The organism is Lelliottia sp. F153, assembly GCF_002870005.1.
In the GTDB taxonomy this organism is placed as follows: Bacteria; Pseudomonadota; Gammaproteobacteria; order Enterobacterales; family Enterobacteriaceae; genus Enterobacter; species Enterobacter nimipressuralis.
Genome location: NZ_PKFT01000001.1, coordinates 120238 through 144359, shown reverse-complemented (window position 1 = coordinate 144359; position 24122 = coordinate 120238). Strand labels below are relative to the sequence as shown.

Annotated in this window: 21 protein-coding genes; 7 read left to right on the top strand and 14 right to left on the bottom strand. The window is 56.3% G+C overall.

Translation table 11 applies throughout. From position 1 onward, the window contains the following. Positions 1-5 precede the first annotated feature (5 nt). Positions 6-1733, top strand: a complete 1728-nt coding sequence (ptsI, locus tag F153LOC_RS00660) for a phosphoenolpyruvate-protein phosphotransferase PtsI (RefSeq protein ID WP_102104942.1) — start codon at positions 6-8, stop codon at positions 1731-1733. 40 nt (positions 1734-1773) lie between these two features. Next, on the top strand, positions 1774-2283 hold the full coding sequence (crr, locus tag F153LOC_RS00655; RefSeq protein WP_049841435.1) for a PTS glucose transporter subunit IIA: 510 nt from the start codon (positions 1774-1776) through the stop codon (positions 2281-2283). Between the two features lie 44 nt (positions 2284-2327). Here the strand turns inward: crr and pdxK are convergent, their stop codons facing one another. The 10 genes from pdxK to F153LOC_RS00605 all read right to left on the bottom strand — a co-directional run bounded on the left by pdxK (position 2328) and on the right by F153LOC_RS00605 (position 10814). Beyond that, positions 2328-3164 carry a pyridoxine/pyridoxal/pyridoxamine kinase gene (gene pdxK / locus F153LOC_RS00650; RefSeq protein ID WP_102104943.1) on the bottom strand — a complete coding sequence of 279 codons (837 nt, stop codon included), beginning with the start codon at positions 3162-3164 and terminating at the stop codon, positions 2328-2330. A gap of 5 nt (positions 3165-3169) precedes the next feature. Then, positions 3170-4081, bottom strand: coding sequence for a cysteine synthase CysM (gene cysM / locus F153LOC_RS00645; RefSeq protein ID WP_102104944.1), 912 nt, complete (start codon positions 4079-4081; stop codon positions 3170-3172). 115 nt (positions 4082-4196) lie between these two features. Beyond that, on the bottom strand, positions 4197-5291 hold the full coding sequence (gene cysA, locus F153LOC_RS00640; RefSeq protein ID WP_100779373.1) for a sulfate/thiosulfate ABC transporter ATP-binding protein CysA: 1095 nt from the start codon (positions 5289-5291) through the stop codon (positions 4197-4199). Beyond that, positions 5281-6156, bottom strand: coding sequence for a sulfate/thiosulfate ABC transporter permease CysW (gene cysW / locus F153LOC_RS00635; protein WP_102104945.1), 876 nt, complete (start codon positions 6154-6156; stop codon positions 5281-5283). Before cysW ends, cysA begins: the two co-directional genes overlap by 11 nt. Then, on the bottom strand, positions 6156-6989 hold the full coding sequence (gene cysT / locus F153LOC_RS00630) for a sulfate/thiosulfate ABC transporter permease CysT (RefSeq protein WP_100779371.1): 834 nt from the start codon (positions 6987-6989) through the stop codon (positions 6156-6158). Before cysT ends, cysW begins: the two co-directional genes overlap by 1 nt. Further along, positions 6989-8005, bottom strand: coding sequence for a sulfate ABC transporter substrate-binding protein (locus tag F153LOC_RS00625; RefSeq protein WP_100779370.1), 1017 nt, complete (start codon positions 8003-8005; stop codon positions 6989-6991). The genes cysT and F153LOC_RS00625 overlap by 1 nt, the downstream gene beginning before the upstream one ends. 308 nt (positions 8006-8313) lie before the next feature. Continuing rightward, the gene (locus F153LOC_RS00620) at positions 8314-9213 is read right to left on the bottom strand and encodes a Dyp-type peroxidase (protein ID WP_102104946.1); all 900 of its coding nucleotides are present in this window, start codon (positions 9211-9213) and stop codon (positions 8314-8316) included. A gap of 93 nt (positions 9214-9306) precedes the next feature. Further along, a complete protein-coding gene (locus tag F153LOC_RS00615; protein ID WP_102104947.1) occupies positions 9307-9891 on the bottom strand; it encodes an RpoE-regulated lipoprotein in 585 nt (194 codons plus the stop codon). Positions 9892-9952: 61 nt separating this feature from the next. After that, positions 9953-10402 (bottom strand): DUF2919 domain-containing protein, encoded by a 450-nt coding sequence (locus F153LOC_RS00610; protein WP_102104948.1) that lies wholly within the window; start codon positions 10400-10402, stop codon positions 9953-9955. After that, the gene (locus F153LOC_RS00605; protein ID WP_047624910.1) at positions 10389-10814 is read right to left on the bottom strand and encodes a GNAT family acetyltransferase; all 426 of its coding nucleotides are present in this window, start codon (positions 10812-10814) and stop codon (positions 10389-10391) included. Before F153LOC_RS00605 ends, F153LOC_RS00610 begins: the two co-directional genes overlap by 14 nt. 214 nt (positions 10815-11028) lie before the next feature. On the opposite strand from F153LOC_RS00605, the gene amiA reads away from it, so the two are divergent. Together amiA and hemF are read left to right on the top strand one after the other, a co-directional pair. Next, positions 11029-11904, top strand: coding sequence for an N-acetylmuramoyl-L-alanine amidase AmiA (amiA, locus tag F153LOC_RS00600; RefSeq protein WP_102104949.1), 876 nt, complete (start codon positions 11029-11031; stop codon positions 11902-11904). Further along, positions 11901-12800, top strand: coding sequence for an oxygen-dependent coproporphyrinogen oxidase (gene hemF, locus F153LOC_RS00595; RefSeq protein ID WP_102104950.1), 900 nt, complete (start codon positions 11901-11903; stop codon positions 12798-12800). The genes amiA and hemF overlap by 4 nt, the downstream gene beginning before the upstream one ends. A gap of 27 nt (positions 12801-12827) precedes the next feature. Here hemF and maeB read toward each other — a convergent pair whose 3' ends face one another. After that, positions 12828-15107 carry an NADP-dependent oxaloacetate-decarboxylating malate dehydrogenase gene (maeB, locus tag F153LOC_RS00590; protein ID WP_102104951.1) on the bottom strand — a complete coding sequence of 760 codons (2280 nt, stop codon included), beginning with the start codon at positions 15105-15107 and terminating at the stop codon, positions 12828-12830. Between the two features lie 292 nt (positions 15108-15399). Here maeB and tal point away from each other — a divergent pair, with 292 nt between their 5' ends. Both tal and tkt read left to right on the top strand, forming a co-directional pair. Further along, on the top strand, positions 15400-16350 hold the full coding sequence (gene tal, locus F153LOC_RS00580; protein ID WP_100779362.1) for a transaldolase: 951 nt from the start codon (positions 15400-15402) through the stop codon (positions 16348-16350). A 19-nt stretch (positions 16351-16369) separates the two neighbouring features. Continuing rightward, positions 16370-18358 (top strand): transketolase, encoded by a 1989-nt coding sequence (gene tkt / locus F153LOC_RS00575; RefSeq protein WP_102104952.1) that lies wholly within the window; start codon positions 16370-16372, stop codon positions 18356-18358. 33 nt (positions 18359-18391) lie between these two features. Here tkt and F153LOC_RS00570 read toward each other — a convergent pair whose 3' ends face one another. The 3 genes from F153LOC_RS00570 to aegA all read right to left on the bottom strand — a co-directional run bounded on the left by F153LOC_RS00570 (position 18392) and on the right by aegA (position 22174). Next, on the bottom strand, positions 18392-19435 hold the full coding sequence (locus tag F153LOC_RS00570) for a DUF1176 domain-containing protein (protein WP_102104953.1): 1044 nt from the start codon (positions 19433-19435) through the stop codon (positions 18392-18394). A 124-nt stretch (positions 19436-19559) separates the two neighbouring features. Next, the gene (gene nudK / locus F153LOC_RS00565) at positions 19560-20132 is read right to left on the bottom strand and encodes a GDP-mannose pyrophosphatase NudK (RefSeq protein ID WP_102104954.1); all 573 of its coding nucleotides are present in this window, start codon (positions 20130-20132) and stop codon (positions 19560-19562) included. A 65-nt stretch (positions 20133-20197) separates the two neighbouring features. Then, positions 20198-22174, bottom strand: a complete 1977-nt coding sequence (aegA, locus tag F153LOC_RS00560; RefSeq protein WP_102104955.1) for a formate-dependent uric acid utilization protein AegA — start codon at positions 22172-22174, stop codon at positions 20198-20200. A 178-nt stretch (positions 22175-22352) separates the two neighbouring features. Here aegA and narQ point away from each other — a divergent pair, with 178 nt between their 5' ends. Beyond that, positions 22353-24044: a nitrate/nitrite two-component system sensor histidine kinase NarQ gene (gene narQ, locus F153LOC_RS00555; RefSeq protein WP_102104956.1), complete on the top strand. Its 1692-nt coding sequence runs from the start codon at positions 22353-22355 to the stop codon at positions 24042-24044. Positions 24045-24122 lie beyond the last annotated feature (78 nt).

Here is a 24122-nt window from a genome sequence, read left to right as displayed (position 1 = left end):
GGGTTATGATTTCAGGCATTTTAGCATCCCCGGGTATCGCTTTCGGCAAAGCACTTCTGCTGAAAGAAGACGAGATCGTCATCGACCGGAAAAAAATTTCTGCCGACAAGGTTGATCAGGAAGTTGAGCGTTTTCTGAGCGGTCGTGCCAAGGCATCAGCGCAACTGGAAGCGATCAAAACTAAAGCTGGCGAAACTTTCGGTGAAGAAAAAGAAGCCATCTTCGTAGGGCATATCATGCTGCTCGAAGATGAGGAGCTGGAGCAGGAAATCATAGCCCTGATTAAAGATAAGGGCATGACGGCCGACGCGGCTGCACATGAAATTATCGAAGGTCAGGCGACTGCCCTCGAAGAACTGGATGATGAATACCTGAAAGAACGTGCGGCTGACGTACGTGACATCGGTAAGCGCCTGCTGCGCAACATCCTGGGTCTGGCGATCATCGACCTTAGCGCCATTCAGGACGAAGTTATCCTGGTTGCCGCTGATTTGACGCCGTCTGAAACCGCACAGCTGAACCTGAACAAGGTGCTGGGTTTCATCACCGACGCCGGTGGCCGTACCTCCCATACCTCTATCATGGCGCGTTCTCTGGAACTGCCTGCCATCGTGGGTACCGGTAGCGTCACCTCTCAGGTGAAAAACGACGACTATCTGATTCTGGATGCCGTAAATAATCTGGTTTACGTCAACCCAACCAACGAAGAGATCGAAAAGCTGCGTGCCGTTCAGGAGCAAGTTGCTACTGAGAAAGCGGAACTGGCTAAACTGAAAGATCTGCCAGCCATCACGCTGGACGGACATCAGGTTGAAGTGTGCGCGAACATCGGTACCGTACGTGACGTTGATGGCGCTGAGCGCAACGGCGCGGAAGGTGTTGGTCTGTACCGTACAGAATTCCTGTTCATGGACCGTGACGCACTGCCTACTGAAGAAGAGCAGTTTGCGGCATACAAAGCGGTTGCCGAAGCATGCGGCTCTCAGGCTGTTATCGTGCGTACCATGGACATCGGTGGCGACAAAGAGCTGCCGTACATGAACTTCCCGAAAGAAGAAAACCCATTCCTGGGCTGGCGCGCAGTGCGTATCGCCATGGACCGTAAAGAGATCCTTCGCGATCAGGTTCGTGCGATTCTGCGTGCTTCCGCTTTCGGTAAACTGCGCATCATGTTCCCAATGATCATCTCTGTTGAAGAAGTGCGTGCACTGAAGAAAGAGATCGAAATCTACAAACAGGAACTGCGCGACGAAGGTAAAGCCTTTGACGAAACCATCGAAGTGGGCGTGATGGTGGAAACACCAGCGGCAGCAACGATTGCTCGTCATTTGGCCAAAGAAGTCGACTTCTTTAGTATCGGCACCAATGATTTAACGCAGTACACCCTGGCAGTTGACCGTGGTAATGATATGATTTCACATCTCTACCAGCCAATGTCACCGTCCGTACTCACGCTAATCAAGCAAGTTATTGATGCTTCTCATGCTGAAGGTAAATGGACTGGCATGTGTGGTGAGCTTGCAGGCGACGAACGTGCTACACTTCTGTTGCTGGGTATGGGTCTGGACGAATTCTCTATGAGCGCCATTTCCATCCCGCGCATTAAGAAGATTATCCGTAACACGAACTTCGAAGATGCGAAGGTGTTAGCAGAGCAGGCTCTTGCTCAACCGACAACGGACGAGTTAATGACGCTGGTTAACAAGTTCATTGAAGAAAAAACAATCTGCTAATCCACGAGATGCGGCCCAAATTACTGCTTAGGAGAAGATCATGGGTTTGTTCGATAAACTGAAATCTCTGGTTTCTGATGATAAGAAAGACACCGGAACTATTGAGATTATTGCTCCGTTGTCTGGCGAAATCGTCAATATCGAAGACGTGCCGGATGTAGTTTTTGCCGAAAAAATCGTTGGTGATGGTATTGCTATCAAACCAACTGGTAACAAAATGGTTGCGCCAGTTGACGGCACCATCGGTAAAATTTTTGAAACCAACCATGCGTTCTCTATCGAATCTGATAGCGGTATCGAACTGTTCGTACACTTCGGTATCGACACCGTTGAGCTGAAAGGCGAAGGCTTCAAGCGTATCGCTGAAGAAGGCCAGCGTGTGAAAGTAGGCGATCCGGTCATCGAATTCGACCTGGCGCTGCTGGAAGAGAAAGCCAAGTCTACCCTGACTCCGGTTGTTATCTCCAACATGGACGAAATCAAAGAACTGATCAAACTGTCTGGCAGCGTTACCGTGGGTGAAACTCCGGTCATCCGCATCAAGAAGTAATTCTTGCCGCACAGAAAAATGGCGCCTTCGGGCGCCATTTTTGTTTATGCGGGGAGGATTAGCTCATCAAAGCCTTTTTCCTGGGTGTACTTCATCACCTCTGTTACACGGTCGCCCGCACGGCGTATCGCTTCAGCGACGTCCCTGCCCTGCACAATGCCGCTTACCAGCTCAGAACAGAACAGATCCCCGGTTCCTTTCAGGTCGGTTGCAACGCGCGGATGATTCGTCACCGTCACACCGTCCTTCGTCACCAGCACCACGTGAATATTTTCAGGATCAGATTCCACCGGCGCACTGGTAATCGCCACCCACTTCAGTGAGTCAGATAGCAGACTTTGTGCAGCAGTAATTGCGCTCTCCGGCGTCCGGCATGGCTGACCGCTCAATACTTCAAGCTCAAAAACGTTCGGCGTAATACCCTGCGCCAGCGGCAGCAAATGCTCGCGATAGGCTTGCGGAATTTCGGGTTTCACGTAAATCCCACTGTCGATATCACCAATGACCGGATCGACCAGCACGAACAAATCAGGGTGTTTATCTTTAATGACCACCAGCCACTCAGCCAGAATGGCAATTTGGCTGGCACTGCCCATATAGCCCGTGGTCACCGCTTTCAGCTCGCGCAACACATCGCGCTCTTCAAGAGCTTTCAGATAGCCGCTGAACCAGTCGTCGGGGATCACACCGCCGTAAAAGGTGTCGTAATGCGGGGTATTGCTGAACAGCACCGTCGGGACGGCTGTCACGGTCAGCTGATGTTGCCTGATATTAGGCACCGCAATACTATTGCCCACGCTGCCATATACCACCTGCGACTGCACCGCGACGATATCCGTCTGCTGCGCACGGGTTTTATCCCGAAATAAAATCATCTCCATGACGCTTAAATCCCCGCCCCCTGCGAATAACTCTCTTCACCAAAGACGCCAGTAGACAGATAACGGTCGCCACGATCGCAAATAATCGCTACCACAACCGCGCCCGGACAGGCCTGCGCCACGCGCAATGCTCCGGCTACCGCGCCACCCGAACTGACGCCACAGAAGATGCCTTCCCGCACCGCCAGTTCACGCATGGTATTTTCCGCTTCACGCTGATGAATATCCAGCACCTGGTCCACAAGCTGGGCATTAAAAATCCCCGGCATGTACTCCGCTGGCCAGCGGCGGATCCCCGGAATGCTGCTCCCCTCTTCCGGCTGCAGGCCCACAATGGTGACCGGTTTTTCCTGCTCGCGCAGAAAACGGGAGACGCCGGTAATGGTGCCCGTGGTGCCCATACTGGAGACGAAGTGGCTGATGCGCCCTTCGGTCTGGCGCCAGATCTCCGGCCCGGTAGTGGTGTAGTGCGCGTAAGGGTTATCGGGATTATTAAACTGGTCCAGCAATGTGCCTTCGCCGCGCTGGGCCATGTCGAGAGCCAGATCGCGCGCCCCTTCCATCCCCTGCTCTTTGGTGACGAGGATCAGCTCAGCACCATACGCACGCATTGCGGCACGCCGCTCCTGGCTCATGTTGTCCGGCATCAGCAATTTCATGTGATAGCCTTTCAGCGCCGCAATCATCGCCAGCGCAATGCCGGTGTTACCGCTGGTCGCTTCAATCAGCACGTCGCCGGGCGTAATCTCCCCGCGCTTTTCCGCCTCAACAATCATCGACAATGCCGCGCGATCTTTAACGGAACCGGCAGGATTATTCCCCTCCAGTTTGACCCAGATTTCGCTGCCATTATCGGGATTCATGCGTTGCAGCTTGACCAGAGGGGTGTTGCCGATGGTTTGTTCTAATGTGTTCACGAATTCTGTCCAATAAAAAGCCCGGTGGCGCTTTCGCTTACCGGGCCTACAGGGATCGTTTTGTAGGCCGGGTAAGCGCAGCGCCACCCGGCAAATACCACGTCACTTTAACCTATCAGGCTGACTCCGCCAGAGCAAGATCCTCGCGCGACTCGATACGCTCATTGCCGTGATAGATACGCGCATGCTGCAGGCCGACAAACAGGCGATCGCCCCGCGATGGCGCCTCTTCATCACGCATTACCACCGTCAACGGCTCGGTATACCAGCCCAGGGGTTGTACCACTAATTGGGTGTAATGCCCTTTAGGGCTAGCCTCCAGTACCTGCACCGGCAATGGAGAATCAAGGCTGGTGCGGCGACTGACGTCCACTTCCCACGGGCGCAAGAACAGATCGACCGGTCCCTGATGGGCAGGCGTGTAACCCAGCGGCCAGCGGTGTGCGCCGACGTGGAACTGCCCACCGCGAATGGTGCCCTGCATGCGGTTCACTTCGCCCATAAACTCCAGAACGAAACGGGTCGCAGGCTCACGCCACAGCTGTTCCGGCTCATCAACTTGTTCGATATTCCCCTGGCTCATCACCACCACGCGATCGGCCACTTCCATCGCCTCTTCCTGGTCGTGCGTCACAAAGACGCTGGTAAATTTCAGCTCCTCGTGAAGCTGACGCAGCCAGCGACGCAGCTCTTTACGCACCTGCGCGTCCAGCGCGCCAAAAGGTTCGTCGAGCAGCAGGATTTGCGGCTCAACCGCCAGAGCACGAGCCAGCGCCACGCGCTGTTTCTGCCCACCGGAAAGCTGTGCCGGATAACGGTCAGCGAGATGGGCCAGCTGCACCATCTCCAGCAGTTTGGTCACTTTCGCTTTGATAGTCGCGGCATTCGGACGCTCGCGACGCGGCAGCACGGTCAGGCCAAAGGCGATGTTGTCGAACACCGTCATATGGCGGAACAGGGCGTAATGCTGGAACACAAAACCGACTTTACGATCGCGAGCATGCAGGCGGCTGACATCGGTTCCGTGGAAGCGAATATGGCCGCTGGTCTGATGCTCAAGACCGGCAATAATACGCAGCAGCGTGGTTTTACCGGAGCCGGACGGCCCAAGCAGCGCCACCATCTGTCCGGAAGGGATATCCAGCGAGATATCGTTCAGCACCTGGGTGCGGCCGAAAGACTTCTTAATATTGGCAATCTCAATGCTCATGATTTCCCTCCTGCTGCAGGCGTTTCTCTTGATTCTCTAAACGCCACTGCACCACACTCTTTAAAAACAAGGTCAAAATAGCCATCAGCGTCAGCAGGGCTGCGGCGGTAAAGGAACCGACGGTGTTATAGTCCTGCTCCAGCAATTCAATCTGTAGCGGCAGCGACAGGGTTTCACCGCGAATCGAGCCGGAAACCACCGACACCGCGCCAAACTCACCAATCGCACGCGCGTTGGTCAGCACCACGCCATACAGCAACGCCCAGCGGATGTTCGGCAGCGTCACGCGCTTGAACATCTGCCAGCCGGACGCGCCCAGCAGGATCGCCGCTTCATCTTCGTGGCTGCCCTGGCTCAACATCACCGGCACCAGCTCACGCACCACGAACGGACAGGTCACAAAAATCGTCACCAGCACCATGCCCGGCCAGGCGAACATGATTTGCAGGTTGTGCTCGTCCAGCCAACCGCCCAGCGGACCGTTAGAACCGTAGAACAGGAGATAGATAAGACCGGCAACCACCGGCGATACGGCAAAGGGAATATCCAGCAGCGTCAGCAGGAGCTGGCGGCCAGGGAAGTTAAACCGCGTCACCAGCCACGCCAGCAAAATCCCGAACACCAGATTCACCGGCACGGTAATCAGGGCGATCATCACCGTCAGCCAGATCGCGTGCAGCATGTCCGGGTCGGCCAGGTTCTGCAGCGCGGGTATAATCCCTTTGCTGAACGCCTGCACGAAGATGTAAACCATCGGCACAACGAGAATAAAAGCCGACACCAGCACGCCGGTGCCAATCAGAAACCATTTTCCCCAGTTAATGCGGGGAGCGTCGTAGCGCTTCAATTGAGTAACTTCCGCCATCAGTGACCTACCACACGCCGACCAAAGCGACTTTGCAGAGTATTAATTGAGAACAGCAGCAGCAGCGACGCGGCCAGGATCACCGAGGCAATCGCGCTCGCCGCCGGATAGTCAAACTCCTGCAAACGAACAAAAATCATCAGCGAGGTCACTTCGGTTTTCCACGCGATGTTGCCCGCGATGAAAATCACTGCGCCAAATTCGCCGAGACTGCGGGTGAACGAAAGCGCCACGCCTGCCAGCAGCGCCGGAGAAAGCTCCGGTAACACCACTTTGCAGAAGCTCTGAATACGCGTCGCGCCGAGGGTTTCCGCGGCCTCTTCATATTCCGGGCCAAGCTCTTCCAAAACCGGCTGAACGGTACGCACCACGAACGGAATACTGGTAAAGGCCATCGCCACCGCGATCCCAAGCCAGGTATAGGTCACCTTGATGTCAAACTGCGCCAGCCACTGGCCGTAAAAACCGTTCACCGAAAAAAGCGACGCGAGGGTCAAACCCGCCACCGCCGTCGGCAGCGCGAAGGGTAAATCCATCAGCGCGTCCAGCAGCGTGCGGCCGGGGAAACGATAGCGGGTTAAGATCCACGCCATCAGCAGGCCGAATACGCCGTTGAAAATCGATGCCACAAACGCCGACAGCAGCGTGACTTTATATGCCGCCACGACCTGCGGGTTGGTGATCACTTCCCAGTACTGGGCCCAGCTCATCTCAGAGAGCTGCATCACCAGCGCACTTAACGGCAACAACAAAATCAGACAGACGAACAGCAGGCTGGTCCCGAGGCTTAAGGTAAAGCCGGGCAGCACACGTCTGGAGGAGACTGCAAACATCACTTACGCCCCGCCGCCAACAGTTTGTCCAGCTCACCACCGGTGGTGAAGTGGGTTTTCATCACCTCAGGCCAGGAGCCAAACTGGTCTTCCACGCGGAACAGATCGGTCTGCGGGAATTTGTCTTTCAGCTTGTTCATCACATCCGGGTTCGCCACGCGATAGTAATAGTCGGTGATGATGGTTTGCGCCTGCGGGCTATAGAGATAGTTCAGGTACGCCTTCGCCGCTTTCTCCGTACCGTTGGCTTTGACGTTCTTGTCCACCCACGCGACCGGGAATTCAGCAAAGATATTGACCTTCGGCACCACCACTTCGAAGCCCTGCGCTTCGTACTGTTTACGGATGTTATTCACTTCCGATTCGAAGCTTATCAACACATCGCCCAGCCCGCGTTCCACGAAGGTGGTGGTCGCACCGCGACCGCCGGTATCGAACACTTCCACGTTTCTCAGGAACTGAGTCATAAACTGCTCGGTTTTGGCTTTATCGCCGCCGTCCGCTTTGTCGGCTGCACCCCAGGCCGCCAGATAGGTATAGCGCGCGTTACCGGAGGTTTTTGGATTCGGGAAGATCAGCTTCACGTCTGAACGCACCAGATCGTTCCAGTCATGGATGTTTTTCGGGTTGCCCTTACGCACCAGGAACGCCATGGTCGAGTAGAACGGCGAGCTGTTATTTGGCAGACGGCTCTGCCAGTCGGCCGGGATCAGGTTGCCTTTGTCATGCAGGATCTGCACATCAGTAATCTGGTTGTAGGTCACCACATCGGCTTTCAGACCCTGCAAAATCGCCAGCGCCTGCTTGGAAGAGCCAGCGTGAGATTGCTTGATGGTCAGCTTGTCGCCGTTGTTTTCTTTCGCCCACTGTTGTTCAAACGGCGGGTTCAGGGCGGCAAACAGTTCGCGGGAGACATCATAGGAACTGTTAAGCAGCTCAGTCGCCTGCGCCTGCGCGACCAGCAACAGCGAAGCTGCCAGCGCCAGATATCCTTTTTTCAGTACAGTAACGGCCATTGCGCACCCTTCTAAATGTGATGACGTTGAGCGATCCCATCAGGCGTGATTGTTGCAGTCAGTTGGGCATGGACAGCGCGGAAGAACCGGAGCATACACGGTGTGCGTGAGGATTCTGAGCGCTGCCCAGGCCCAAACTGACAACTCAAATAGCCTGATGGGATGGCTCTTTCTTATAGCCATAATATTTATAACGAGTACGAAAGGAGTAACGGTTTTATATACCGTTTGGTGATTTACCAGCAGAAAAGGGAATAAGGGGCGGGGGTGAGTGCCGGGTGGAGCATGCGCATACCCGGCCTACAGTATTACAGAGCCAGCAGACGCTCAACGGATGGCGCGAAGTAGTAGCCGCCGGTCACCGGTTTGGTGAAGCGCAGCATCGCGTCGCGCTTGCCATCGGTGTCCCCAAACATGCTCAGAAGCTGCTGCTCGATGTTGTACAGACGCGCGCAGTAGGCGCAGAAGTACAGGCCGTGAGTGCCGCTCGCCGTTCCGTACGGCAGGCTCTGGCGCACAATCTTCAGCCCTTTACCGTCTTCTTTCAGATCGACACGGGTCAGGTGAGACGTCACCGGACGGGCATCGCCGTCGATCTCGTCGTTGGCCTCTTTGGTACGGCCAATCATCATCTCCTGGTCGTGCACACTCATGCGGTTAAGCTGCTTGAGGTTATGCTCCCAGCGCTGCACAAACACGTAGCTGCCGCCTGCGTCCACGCCGTCTTTGATTACCGCCACCTCGCGACGCGTCTCTTCGCCCGCCGGGTTTTCGGTACCATCAACGAAACCGCTCAGATCGCGCTCTTCTACCCAGCGGAAACCATGAATCTCTTCCTGCACCTTGATGCTGTCACCAAAGGCTTCCACTGCCGCCTGAGCCACGGAGAAATTGACGTCATGACGCAGAGACAAAATATGGATCAGCACGTCGTACTGGGTGGCAGGTGCCAGACCTTTCCCGTAAGGGATAAAGTCTTTCAGCTCTTCAGCGCCTTCGCCGCCGCTCAGCTGACGCCAGACATTGTTGCCAAAGGCAACCACCGCGCCAAGGTGCGCATCCGGGAATTTGGCCTGGAAGGTGGCCAGTTTATCGACAAATACTTTGCTGGCCGCACGCAGGGCATCCACATCCCCGTTAACATTGGCTTCAATCCAAATCGCCGCGCGGCAATGTTCTGGCAAAATGCCACTCTGAACCTGAGACATCGCTCCTCCTGAAAAAAAAGATGCCACGCGTTCGTGGCATTGATGGCGGCTATTATACCTGGATTTCAGCGAGCCGGTTTGTTCAGGCGCAAATTACTGCTGCCAGATAATTTTGCTTACGGTCCAGTTTTTGAGAGTATCATCCGCAGGCATCAACCCTTCCGGGCCGCTCCACTCGCCGGTGAAGAGATAGCGAATATGCTGGCTGTCTTTGGCTTTACACTCCACCGCGACTTTCTCATCCGCAACCGCGCTTTCACAGTTGCCGAATGCTTTCTGATACAGCTCGCTAAATGGCGTACCGACTTTCACGCCGCTGTCAGTCTCCACATCGCGGTCCAGCACTTCAACGCGATTCACCGTGCCTTTATTGCCATTGATAATCAGCGCCAGCTTGTCGTCTTTCAGCGCTTCGAAGTAGTGCACAATGGCACCATTCTCCGTTTTCATGCCGCTACGCAGGCGGTAATCACTGCTTAAAGCGGATTCAATCGCTTCCTGATTCAGCGGCGTTGTCGCGTTAATATTTCCGACGCCCTTCTCAGTCACTTCGAATGAGGAGCCGAACCAGTTCCACGGATAGGCCGCCGACCAGTTAATGGAGGAGATTGACGAGAGCGTTGAACATCCGGTTAACACCAGCGGCAAAGCGCATAAAACTAAACGCAGCGATTTCATTGAAACGTCCTTTCTTGTTAATTCAACGCTTGTTGGAGTCCGGCATCGATAAAAAGTGCCTTTAATCTTTTTCTATCGTGAAACTGGCGCGCAGACGCGGGTGCGTCAGCAGCCACAGCAGCGCGACAATATCCGCCACGACCAGCGCAATACCGATTCCGCCGAGAGGCTCGCCGTAAAACCACAGCAAAGGCTGCCAGCACAGCAGCACCACCTGGGCGAGAATCAACAGCCAGCGCAGGCTGTACCAGATGCGCGGAAAAAGCTGTCGCCGTCCGCTGAGTAAAAAGGCCAGCACCGCCGGGACGCCGGGCAACAGCCCGAGCCAGAAGTTATCGCGATCGGGATAAAAAAGATTCAGCAGCGTACTTCCCTGATCGCGGGACGCCCCCGCCACCACAAACAAAACCCAGGTTCGCGCCTGAAGCAGCAGCACACACCAGAATAAAAAGGGCAATTTGACGCGGCCCTGACTGTCATAGTGCGCCGGGTGAAACTCAGTATTCTTCATCTTCGATCAGGCGCTTCCCTAAATTCAGGACATCAGCGTGCTCATATCCAAGACGCTCGTACATCCCCAACACCACATCATTGTCTTCGCGCACCATGATCTGAATCTTAGGGCAGCCGCGGGCAATCAGTTTCTTTTCCAGGCGGTTGAGCAGCGCGTTGGCGATGCCGCGACCCCGATATTCCGGGTGAACGCCGAGGTAATAGGCCGAGCCGCGGTGGCCGTCGTAGCCGCCCATCACCGTCCCCACCACTTCACCGTTGACTTCGGCGACCAGGAACAGGCTGACGTCGTGATTGACCTTACGCTCGATATCCATTTCCGGATCGTTCCACGGACGCAACAGATCGCAGCGTTCCCAAAGGGTAATCACCTCTTCGAAATCTTCCTGGCGAAAAACGCGTATCTCCATGGTATTAACCGCCTTTTTGGGTTTAAAAACAGTGATTATGGCGCGAACGCCGCCAATAGCCAATAAGCGGCGAAAAATGTGCGAAAATTTGGCATAATGTCACTCTGTCACGTATTGAAATGAAAAGTAAAACAATTCTCAACAAGGACTGTCGTCACGCTAAACGCGATACGATATAACACCAGGACCCCCAATTTTTTACAATTCAGGCCGCATGAGCACATTCAAACCTTTAAAAACACTCACATCGCGTCGTCAGGTTCTCAAAGCGGGGCTGGCGGCCTTGACGTTAACAGGCATCGCACAGGCACAGGCTAAAGACGATAGCACCCTGAAAACCAGCAATGGACACAGTAAGCCCAAGGTAAAAAAAGCCGGGGCAAAACGGGTGGTGATGCTCGATCCGGGACACGGCGGAATCGACACCGGCGCAATTGGTCGTAACGGCTCGAAAGAGAAACATGTAGTGCTGGCGATCGCCAAAAACGTGCGCTCGATTCTGCGCAGTAACGGCATTGACGCGCGTCTGACGCGCAGCGGCGATACCTTTATCCCGCTGTATGACCGCGTAGAGATTGCCCACCAGCACGGCGCAGATCTGTTTATGTCGATTCACGCCGATGGATTTACCAACCCGAGCGCTGCGGGTGCGTCGGTGTTTGCCCTCTCCAACCGCGGTGCGAGTAGCGCCATGGCGAAATACTTATCCGATCGCGAGAACCGCGCGGATGAAGTGGCGGGCAAAAAAACCACCGATAAAGACCATCTCCTGCAGCAGGTATTGTTCGATCTGGTTCAGACCGACACCATCAAAAACAGTCTGACGCTCGGGTCGCATATTCTAAAGAAGATCAAACCGGTGCATCGCCTGCACAGTAAAGGCACGGAACAGGCGGCGTTTGTGGTACTGAAATCACCGTCAATTCCGTCCGTGCTGGTCGAGACATCGTTCATCACGAACCCGGAAGAAGAGCGTCTGCTCGGCACCACTGCGTTTCGCCAGAAGATCGCCAACGCCATCGCCTCCGGAGTGATCAGTTACTTCAACTGGTTTGATAATCAAAAAGCGCATTCGACGAGACGTAAATGAAACCGAACTCTCAGCAGGTCAAAGCGTTTCTGCTGCAACTGCAGGATCAGATTTGCCAGAAACTGGCCGCCGTCGACGGGGGCGAATTTCAGGAAGACAACTGGCAGCGCGAGGCTGGCGGCGGCGGGCGCAGCCGCGTGCTGCGTAACGGCGGCGTGTTTGAGCAGGCAGGCGTTAACTTCTCTCACGTTCACGGTGACGCCATGCCGGCCTTAGCCACCGCGCATCGCCCGGAGCTGGCCGGACGCAGTTTTGAAGCCATGGGCGTCTCATTGGTCGTTCATCCGCACAGCCCGTTTGTGCCCACCAGCCACGCCAACGTGCGCTTTTTCATCGCCGAGAAACCGGGTGCCGATCCGGTGTGGTGGTTTGGCGGCGGCTTCGATTTAACGCCCTACTACGGCTTTGAAGAGGACGCCGTTCACTGGCACCGCACTGCGCGCGATATTTGTCAGCCCTTTGGCGAAGAGGTTTATCCGAAGTACAAGAAGTGGTGCGACGACTATTTCTATCTCAAGCACCGGAACGAACAGCGCGGGATTGGCGGCTTGTTCTTTGACGATTTGAATGCGCCCGATTTTGATACGGCGTTCAGCTTTATGCAGGCGGTTGGCGAAGGCTATACGGATGCGTACCTGCCGATTGTCGAGCGGCGCAAAGGGACGGATTACGGCGTGCGCGAGCGTGAGTTCCAGCTTTATCGTCGCGGGCGTTACGTGGAATTCAACCTGGTGTGGGATCGCGGCACGCTGTTCGGACTACAAACCGGCGGGCGCACGGAGTCGATTCTGATGTCGATGCCGCCGCTGGTGCGCTGGGAGTATAATTTCGAGCCAAAAGAAGGCAGCCCGGAGGCTGCCTTGAGTGAGTTTCTGAAAGTCCGCGAGTGGGTTTAATACTCGACAGCACAGACGACGCCGCGCTTACAGCGGCTGCGTCTGTGCTTCGACCACCGCCAGCGCAACCATGTTGACGATACGACGCACGGACGCAATCTGCGTCAACACATGTACCGGTTTTGCGACGCCCATCAGTACCGGCCCCACGGTTACCCCTTCGGAACTGGAAACACGCAGCAGGTTATAGCTGATACGCGCCGCTTCCACGTTCGGCATAATCAGCACGTTCGCCGAGCCTTTCAGTGGGCTGTCCGGCATTCGCTCGTTACGGATACTCTCAACCAGCGCGGCATCGCCGTGCATCTCCCCATCAATCATCAGCTCTGGCGCGCGTTCACGCACCAGCTCCAGCGTCTGGCGCATTTTGCAGGCCGCCGCGGATTTGGATGAGCCAAAGTTAGAGTGCGACAGCAGCGCCACTTTCGGTTCGATACCAAAACGACGAACGGTTTCTGCCGCCATCACGGTGATTTCCGCCAGCTCTTCCGGCGTCGGATCGTCGTTGACGTAGGTATCGGCAATAAAGGTGTTACCGCTTGGCAGCAGCAGCGCATTCATCGCCCCCGCCGTATGCACGCCATCGCGATAGCCGAAGATCTCCTGCACCACGCTGAAGTGCTCGTGATAATCGCCGATCGTCCCGCAGATCAGGGCGTCAGCTTCGCCACGATGAACCATGATCGCCCCGATCACCGTGGTGTTGCTGATGACCGCGCGCTGCGCCTGCTCCTGGGTGATCCCCCGGCGTTTCATAATGCTGTAGTACTCGCTCCAGTACTCTTTGAAGCGCGGATCCGATTCGTTGTTCACGATTTCAAAATCGACACCCGGTTTGATCTGCAGACCGAGTTTCTGGATGCGCATTTCGATCACGCTCGGACGACCAATCAGAATCGGTTTCGCCAGACCTAAGGTGATCAGCTCCTGCGTCGCATGCAGCACACGCGCCTCTTCGCCTTCGGCCAGCACCACGCGTTTAGCGTCGGCACGCGCCTGAGAGAAGATTGGCTTCATGAACAGGTTCGTTTTGTAGACAAACTCGGTCAGCTTATCGATATAAGCGTCGAAGTCCTCAATCGGGCGCGTCGCCACGCCGGAATCCATCGCCGCTTTGGCAACGGCCGGGGCGATTTTGACGATTAAACGCGGGTCGAACGGTTTCGGAATGATGTAGTCCGGCCCGAAGCTCAGATCCTGATCGCCATACGCCGAGGCCACCACTTCGCTCTGCTCCGCATGGGCCAGCTCCGCAATCGCATGGACAGCCGCGAGCTTCATCTCTTCGTTAATCGCCGTGGCACCCACGTCCAGCGCACCGCGGAAGATGAACGGGAAGCACAGCACGTTGTTGACCTGGTTTGGATAGTCGGAACGGCCAGTACAAATAATGGCGTCTTCACGCACGGATTTCGCCAGCGGCGGCAGGATTTCCGGCTCCGGGTTTGCCAGCGCCAGGATCATAGGCGCACGCGCCATTTTCGTGACCATTTCCGGGGTCAGCACTTTCGGGCCAGAGCAGCCGAGGAAGATATCCGCTCCTTCAATCACATCGTCCAGCGTGCGTTTGCCGTCATCCACCACCGCGTAGGCGGCTTTGGTTTCTGCCATGTTCGGCTCGCGATCTTTATAGATTACGCCTTTCGAATCGCAGACCACGATGTTGTGTTTCTGCATGCCCAGCGCCACCAGCAGGTTCATACAGGCAATCGCTGCCGCACCCGCGCCGGAAACAACCATGCGCACATCAGAGAGATTTTTCTCGACCACGCGCAGTCCGTTCAAAATGGCCGCCGTGCTAATGATCGCCGTGCCGTGCTGGTCATCGTGGAACACGGGAATGTTCATACGTTCACGCAGTTTCTGCTCAATGTAGAAACATTCCGGCGCTTTGATGTCTTCAAGGTTGATGCCGCCAAAGGTTGGCTCCAGCGCGGCCACAACGTTAATAAATTTGTCCGGGTCCAGCTCATCCACTTCAATATCAAACACGTCGATACCGGCGAATTTCTTGAACAGTACGCCCTTCCCTTCCATCACCGGCTTACCGGCCAGCGCCCCGATATTGCCAAGCCCGAGCACCGCGGTGCCGTTGGAAATGACCGCCACCAGGTTGCCGCGAGCGGTGTATTTGTAGGCCGCTAACGGATCTTTTTCGATCTCAAGGCAAGGCGCGGCAACGCCGGGTGAATAGGCCAGCGCCAGATCGCGCTGCGTGGCGAGTGGCTTAGTGGGGGAAACCTGGATTTTGCCCGGTACAGGGAATTGATGAAAATCGAGGGCACTCTGTCTTAACTGATCATCCATCTTATTGTTCCTTTCACGTATCGATCAAAAAGGGTGGCGTACTCACGTTCCTGATGCTCACCCTGGAGTGGCGCATAGTATCGCCCCTGCGGACGGTTCAAACTTTGAAGGCAGCCAAACTCTCACCATCGCAGGGCAAAATTTGTTATCAATTTATAACAACCATGTTACCCACTCCCGAAAGCAATGCCTCCCCCGTCTGCTATGCTTTTTTGTTAAGTACGTCATGTATTTCGCAGAAGTGTGAACGAACGCACTCGCTTAACTCTGTTATTTCTAAGGAGTCATTTCCATGAATCAATTAGACGGCATCAAACAATTCACCACGGTGGTCGCCGACAGCGGCGATATCGAGTCCATCCGCCACTATCAACCGGAAGATGCGACCACCAACCCGTCACTGCTGCTGAAGGCGGCCGGCCTTGCGCACTTTAGCCACCTGATCGATGACGCCATCGACTACGGCAAACAGCGCGGCAAAACTCAGGAGCAGAAAGTTGCGGAGGCCAGCGACAAACTGGCGGTCAATATCGGTGCGGAAATTCTGAAAAGCATCCCGGGACGCGTCTCGACGGAAGTGGACGCACGCCTGTCATTCGACAAAGAAAAGAGCATCGCCAAAGCGCGCCGCCTGGTTGAGCTGTACCAGGAGCAGGATATCGATAAATCGCGCATTCTGATTAAACTCGCCTCCACCTGGGAGGGCATTCGCGCCGCCGAAGTGCTGGAAAAAGAGGGGATTAACTGCAACCTGACGCTGCTGTTCTCTTTTGCCCAGGCACGTGCCTGCGCCGAAGCGGGCGTGTTCCTCGTCTCGCCGTTTGTTGGCCGTATATACGACTGGTATCAGGCGAAACAGCCAATGGACCCGTACGTGGTGGAAGAAGATCCGGGCGTGAAATCGGTGCGTAATATCTACGATTACTTCAAACAGCACCGCTATGAAACCATCGTGATGGGGGCCAGCTTCCGCCGCACCGAGCAGATCCTGGCGCTGGCAGGCTGCGACCGTCTGACCATCTCCCCTAATCTGCTGAAAGATCTGCAGGAAAAAGAAGAACCGGTGGTGCGTAAGCTCATCCCGACCTCAACCGTCCTGCCAAAACCGAAGCCGCTCACCGAAGCCGAGTTCCGCTGGGAACATAATCAGGACGCGATGGCCGTGGATAAACTGGCCGAAGGCATCCGCCTTTTCGCCGTTGACCAGCGCAAACTGGAAGATCTTCTCGCCGCCAAACTTTAATCATGCCATGGAGTGAATTATGTCCCGTAAAGAGCTAGCCAATGCCATTCGCGCCCTCAGCATGGATGCGGTACAAAAAGCCAATTCTGGCCACCCCGGCGCGCCGATGGGCATGGCCGATATCGCCGAAGTGCTGTGGAATGACTTCCTGAAACACAACCCGACGGACCCAACCTGGTATGACCGCGACCGCTTTATTCTCTCTAACGGTCACGCCTCGATGCTGTTGTATAGCCTGCTGCACCTTTCCGGCTACGACCTGCCGCTCGAAGAGCTGAAAAACTTCCGTCAGCTGCACTCTAAAACGCCGGGCCACCCGGAGCTGGGCTATACGCCGGGCGTGGAAACCACCACAGGTCCGCTCGGCCAGGGGCTGGCGAACGCCGTCGGGCTGGCGATTGCCGAACGTACGCTGGGCGCGCAGTTCAACCAGCCGGATCATGAGATTGTCGATCACTTCACCTACGTATTTATGGGCGACGGCTGTCTGATGGAGGGGATTTCCCACGAGGTCTGCTCGCTGGCGGGGACGCTTGGGCTTGGCAAACTGATCGGTTTTTACGATCACAACGGCATTTCCATCGACGGGGAGACCGAAGGCTGGTTCACCGACGATACGGCAAAACGCTTCGAGGCCTATCACTGGCATGTGGTGCATGAAATCGACGGCCACGACCCGGAAGCGATCAAGAAAGCGATTCTCGAAGCCCAGAGCGTGAAGGACAAACCGTCGCTGATTATCTGCCGTACGGTGATTGGCTTCGGTTCGCCTAACAAAGCGGGCAAAGAGGAGGCGCACGGCGCGGCGCTGGGTGAAGAGGAAGTGGCGCTGACGCGGCAGAAACTGGGCTGGAAATACCCGGCCTTTGAGATCCCGAAAGAGATTTACAAGGCCTGGGACGCACGCGAGGACGGCGAAAAAGCCCAGCAGGCGTGGAATGAAAAATTCAGCGCTTACAAAAAGGCGCATCCTGATTTGGCGGCTGAGTTCTCACGACGCATGAGCGGCGGCCTGCCGGACGAATGGGAAGCGAAAACGCAGGCGCTGATTGACGATCTCCAGGCCAATCCGGCGAAAATCGCCACCCGTAAAGCGTCGCAAAATACCCTTAATGTCATCGGTCCGATCCTGCCGGAGCTGCTGGGCGGCTCGGCGGACTTGGCCCCGAGTAACCTGACGATCTGGTCCGGCTCGACCTCCCTGAAAGAGGATATCTCCGGAAACTACATCCACTACGGCGTGCGCGAGTTCGGGATGACGGCCATCGCCAACGGCATCGCCCATCACGGCGGATTTGTCCCTTACACCGCCACCTTCCTGATGTTTGTTGAGTATGCCCGTAACGCGGCGCGTATGGCGGCGCTGATGAAAGCGCGGCAGATTATGGTCTACACCCACGACTCTATCGGACTGGGGGAAGACGGTCCGACGCACCAGGCGGTTGAACAGCTCGCCAGCCTGCGCCTGACGCCAAACTTCAGCACCTGGCGGCCATGCGATCAGGTCGAAGCGGCTGTCGGCTGGAAGCTGGCGGTTGAGCGCCACACCGGGCCGACGGCGCTGATCCTGTCACGTCAGAATCTGGCGCAGATCGAGCGTACGCCGGAGCAGGTAAAAAATATCGCCCGTGGGGGTTACATCCTGAAAGACAGCGGCGGTAAGCCGGATGTGATTTTGATTGCGACAGGTTCGGAAATTGAAATCACGGTGAAAGCGGCGGAGAAGCTGACCGCCGAAGGACACGCCGTTCGCGTGGTCTCTCTGCCTTCGACGGATATTTTTGATGCGCAGGATGAGGCCTACCGGGAAGCAGTGCTCCCTTCAAACGTCGCCGCGCGCGTGGCCGTGGAGGCGGGGATCGCCGACTACTGGTACAAATATGTCGGCCTGAAAGGGGCTATCGTCGGGATGACGGGGTACGGTGAATCGGCACCGGCGGATAAGCTGTTCCCGTACTTTGGCTTTACGGTTGAGAACGTGGTCGAGAAGGCGCTCGGCGTGCTGTAGTTCGCGCTTAAGTGCGTGATCGTACCGAACAGGTTAGCGCGTAATCCACAACGTGGGCCAGGCATCTGGCCCATGCCAGTTATCGCAGCTCGGCTCTTCGGCATACCGCACCAGACGAAAACGCTGGCCGTCAAAACGCCAGCGGGTCTGGATACCGCAGTCGCCCATGCCACGCCCTAACGCCAGGGTCGTCAGTTCACGCGTTTTCTCATCAAAGCGGGCATTCATCAGCTCCATCTCGCTACTCTCGCTTGACGAGACAAACGGCAGACGCAGCCGCACGGTTCGGGCGGCAAACGGCTTTTTACGCGATACCAGCCACGCCAGATCCACCGTGTTGTAGGCCCCCGCTTCGCAGCTTATCATCAGCAACGCTTTGTCATCCGTTAAGGCCATCACCCGCACTTCGCGACGGTTAGGGTCGAGCGAACACTGGCTGTTGTTCATGCGCCAGCTGCCGTAATCCAGCAGATCGTTCAGCTCTTCATGCGTCAGGGGCGTCGGCGTCGGATTGACCACCGCGACCTCTTTCAGCGCCGGAGCCGGTGGCACGCTCAGCGGCGGTTCGTCGCCCTTTTTAATCCACGCAGTTTCGCTTCCCACACGCTTTTGCTGGGAATCAATAAACAGTAATGCCGCCTTCAGCCCGGCCAGAGAGACGATCTGTTTTCCACCTTTGAGCGTCAGCGCCTCCCCCTCCTGAATGGTTTTCAGAAACGCGGCGATAGTCGCAGTATCATCGGTCACCAGATGCCACGGCGACAGCTTCCAGCGCTGCGCATCCAGCGACAACGGCGCACCGTCCAGCAGCAGGCGCGGCGCGATGGGCGCCTCTTTCACCGGCGACGTTTCCAGCCCACCCAGATCAATCCGCAAATTGGCATCCGTTTTGGCCCCCGCGCTGCGGCTTAGCGTCATCACCAGCCCTTGATGCTCACCGGTATTGCGCGCGACGCAAAAGTTCTGGTTGTTGCAGGTGACCTGCCAGTCAGAAAACGACTGCTGTGCAGGCGCCGCCCAAACCAGTGGCAGAGGCAGTATGCTGAGGAGTAAAAAAAGAAGAATGCTGTGACGCATGGAAGGCACAATCCCGGAAGCAGAAACTCGAAAACTGGCTGTATCTTCGTGTTCTGTCCGGGGTTGCTCAATCGGATTTATCGGATAGATTTATCTGGATTATGATTTAGCGATAGTTTATTAATCAAGACATTAGGCCAGACAGCTGTAAATACTGGAGCAGTATCAACGCCTTACCATCGCGAATTTCACCGTTTTTTACCATTTCCAGCGCCTGCGTATAAGGAATTTCCAGCACGTCGATGGCTTCGTCCTCAACGCCGCCGCCCGCGTTGCTGCGCTGTGCGTCGGTGTATTCGGCGATAAAGAAGTGGATAAGCTCCGTCACGCCGCCGGGGGACATGTACAGCTCAAACAGCTTCGTGACTTCTCCCACTTCAAAGCCCGTCTCTTCGATGGCTTCCTTGCGGATACAGACTTCGGGTTCGTCGTTATCCAGCAGCCCGGCGCAGGTTTCGATAAGACGTCCATCCGGGTTGCCGTTCACCCAGGTCGCGATGCGGAACTGGCGGATCAGCACGACAGTTTGCTTTTCACGACTGTATAACAGGATGGTGGCACCGTTGCCGCGATCGTAGACTTCGCGCTTGTGGCGGACCACTTCACCGTGGTGAGTTAAATCGTAGGTAATGTTGCGCAGGACAAAATAATTTTCTGAGAGGATTTTATCTTTGATGATCTCAATTTTCAGGCTCATACGGGCTCCAGGACGTAATGAGTGATTCATAGTACGCCGAGAAGCCCGCTTTGTCGCCCCGCTGATTAGTGGGAATTTGGCCGTTTGATTTGCAGCCAGTCCATCATCCCTTGTGCGGCGTGACGCCCTTCGGCCATCGCCGTAACCACCAGATCAGCACCGCGTACCGCGTCACCGCCGGCAAAAATCTGTGGATGGCTGGTCTGGTAGCGATAGGGACTGTCCACGCTCGCCACGATACGCCCCCAGTCGTCGACGTTCACCCCCTGCGCCTGTAGCCACGGCATCGAGTGCGGGTTAAAGCCAAACGCCATGATCACCGCATCAGCAGGCATCACAAACTCGCTCCCCTCGACAGGCACCGGACGCCGCCGCCCCTGCGCATCCGGTTCACCAAGCCGGGTGCGCAGCAGGCGAATGCCGTTCACCTTGCCCGACGCATCCAGAACCAGTTCGACGGGCTGCACGTTGAATTCAAAGTGCGCCCCCTCCTCTTTGGCGTTCTTGACCTCTTTTTTCGAGCCAGGCATGTTGGCCTCATCCCGACGATAGGCGCAGGTTACTTTTGCCGCCTGATGGCGCAGCGCGGTGCGCACGCAGTCCATCGCCGTATCCCCGCCGCCGAGTACCACCACGTTTAATCCGGCGACATCGATAAAGGGTTCGGACGCTGAGGCCGCCAGCCCCATCAAATGGCGGGTATTCGCCACCAGGAAAGGTAAAGCGTCGTACACCCCCGGCGCATCTTCGTGCGGAATGCCCGCTTTCATCGAGCGATAGGTTCCCACACCGATAAACACCGCGTCGTATTCGCCGAGCAGCTGAGACATCGGCAGGTCTTTACCCACTTCACAGTTGAGTTCGAACTTTATTCCCATGGCGGTGAAAATCTCCCGTCGCCGTGCCAGCAGGGATTTATCCAGTTTGAACGCCGGAATGCCAAAGGTGAGTAATCCGCCGATCTCTGGGTGCCTGTCGTAAACCGTGACGCTCACGCCGTGGCGGACCAGCACGTCGGCACAGGCCAGCCCCGCCGGGCCTGCGCCAACAATCGCAATACGCTTATCGACGGACGCGACGCCGGTCAAATCGGGCCGCCAGCCTGCCGCCAGCGCCTGGTCAGAGATGTAGCGTTCGATATTGCCAATGGTTACCGCGCCGGATTCATCGCGTACCGTGCAGGCCCCTTCGCACAACCGGTCCTGCGGACAGACGCGCCCGGTGATTTCTGGCAAACAGTTGGTCTGATGGGACAGTTCCACCGCCGCGTCGATATCCCCGGCTTTTAGACGCTCGATCCACTGAGGAATGTGGTTGTGCAGCGGACAGGTCCATTCGCAGATGGAGTGCTCTCCGCATTTCAGGCAGCGTGCCGCCTCGCGGCGCGCCTGCTCTGCACGAAACGGCAGATAGATTTCATCGAAATTGTCTGCACGCGCCTGCGGGCTGAGCTTATCCGGCTCGCCGCGCGCCGTGAGGGCCTGCATTTGCTGGATTTTGGTGTGCGGTGACGCAACCGGCGTTGCCTCGCTGTGCCACGGCTGAGCTTCCTGGCAGGCAGCGCGCAAACGGCGGGCTTTCGCCAGACGATGCAGCACGTCTGGCGTCACCATCGTCAGGGCATCTGCCGGACAATTCTCCACGCATGCCGGCCCCTGCGGCCTGTCGTGGCACAAATCGCATTTGTGCGCCGTGGCTTTAACCTGTCCATCGGACACGGGCGTCACTACGATCTCCATCGTGCCAAACGGACAGGCGACCACACAGGCTTTGCAACCAATGCATTTTTGCTGATTCACCTGTACGCTGTCGTGGCTTTTAGCAATCGCCCCATTGGGGCAGCTTTGCGCGCAGGGGGCGTTTTCGCAGTGATGACAAGTGACCGCGCTGCGCCGTTTACCCTCTTTCAGCACCGTAATGCGCGGGATAAACTGGCGCTGGCTTAAAACATGTTGTTCATGATTGTGCGCCATCACGCAGGCGACTTCGCAGGCGTGACAGCCAATACATTGCAGGTTATCGGCCATAATAAAACGATTCATAAAGGCACCTGTTCTGGTAGCATTAACCCTATTTTTTATAAGAATATTGACGACCCCGATAGTCCCAGGCAATGGTCATTTGCCCAAGTTATGGGACTAATGACGACATCCCTGCGGCAGATCAATTTATTTCATCGCAGGTGAAATTGCGTTTCAGTTACATTCAGGAAGCCGAGTTGTGATCGTTAAACGTCCTGTATCAGGAAGCCTGGCCCGGGCTTTCATCTCCATTATTTTGCTCTCCGTTCTGACCAGCGGCATTGCGTTGATGACGCTTGCCAGCAGTCTGCGCGATGCCGAAGCCATTAATATTGCAGGCTCTTTACGCATGCAGAGTTACCGGCTCGGCTACGATCTGGAGCGCAACAGCGCTGATTTTTCCGCCCACCGCCTCCACTGGCAAAACACCCTGAACTTGCCCGTCCTGCAAGAACTCGATCGCTGGTATGTACCGGCGTCGGTGAAAACGGGATATCAGCAGCTGCAGCTGGCGTGGGCTGAGATGGACGACCATCTCGAAGCGGGAGATAAAACCTGGTATCAGGACCATATTCAGCAATATGTGGAGCGTATAGACACCTTCGTGCTGGCTCTTCAGCACTATGCAGAACATAAAATGCAGCTGGTGGTCGCCATTTCCCTGGCGGGCGGCGTGGGGATTTTGCTGCTGGTGGTTATGACCCTGCGCGGGATCCGCCGGGAGGTGGTCGCACCGCTCAATCATCTGGTGTTCGCCAGCCAGAAAATGGAACAGGGGAATTTCGACATTCAGGCCGAGGACACGCACCTGCCCAACGAGCTGGGGCTGCTCTCGCGCACCTTCAACCATATGTCCGCTGAGCTACATAAACACTATCGCTCGCTGGAAATTACGGTCGAAGAGAAGACCCGTCACCTGAACGAAGCCCACCAGCAGCTCGAAATGCTGTTCAAGTGCTCTCAGGCGCTGAATACCAGCCAGATAGACCCCCATAGTTTCCGCCATATCATTCAGATGGTTCAGGAATATACGGGAATGAGCTATCTGGAACTGCAGGCCAGCGACAACTGGCAGCTGTGTGAAGGGGTGAAAAAAGCGGAACAGCAGACCTTCACCCTGCCGGTGGTTATGCAGGAGACGCGCTTCGGTGAGCTGCGCTGGCAGAGCGAAAACATTGTGCCGGAGCCGCTGATGAAAAACGTGGCGACGATGCTTGGGCGCGGGCTCTATTTCAATCAGGCGCAAAAGCATTTCCAGCAGTTGCTGCTGATGGAAGAGCGCGCCACCATTGCCCGCGAATTGCACGACTCACTGGCGCAGGTGCTCTCCTACCTGCGCATTCAGCTGGCGCTGCTCAAGCGTGCGGTGCCGGACGATAACGTCCCGGCGCAGACCATCATCACCGATTTCTCGCGCGAGCTGAACAACGCCTGGCGCCAGCTCCGCGAGCTGTTGACCACTTTCCGCCTGACGCTGAACCACTCCAATCTTCCCGCGGCTTTGCAGGAGGCACTCGAAGGGCTACAAAGCCAGACCAGTGCGAAACTGGAACTGGACTGTCGCCTCTCGTCCCTGGCGCTGGATGCGCAAAAGCAGGTTCATCTGTTGCAGATCGTGCGTGAAGCGGTGCTGAACGCCATCAAACACGCCGACGCGACGGTGATTACGGTCAGTTGCGTGACCGCACCGGATGGCGAGCACACGGTCTATATTCGGGATAATGGCATTGGGATCGGCGACGCCAGCGAACCGCCAGGACACTACGGCCTGAACATTATGCGCGAACGTGCGGAGCGACTGGGCGGCACGCTCGGCTTTTCGCAGCCGCAAAATGGCGGGACGCAGGTGTGTATTCGTTTTCGCACGCCGGAACCTGAAGCGGGTAAATAACGGTAAATTGCCGGAAACCGTCATGCCGATGCGACGCCACCAGGTAATAATCGACAGGGCGGAAAGTTAACAAGGCGC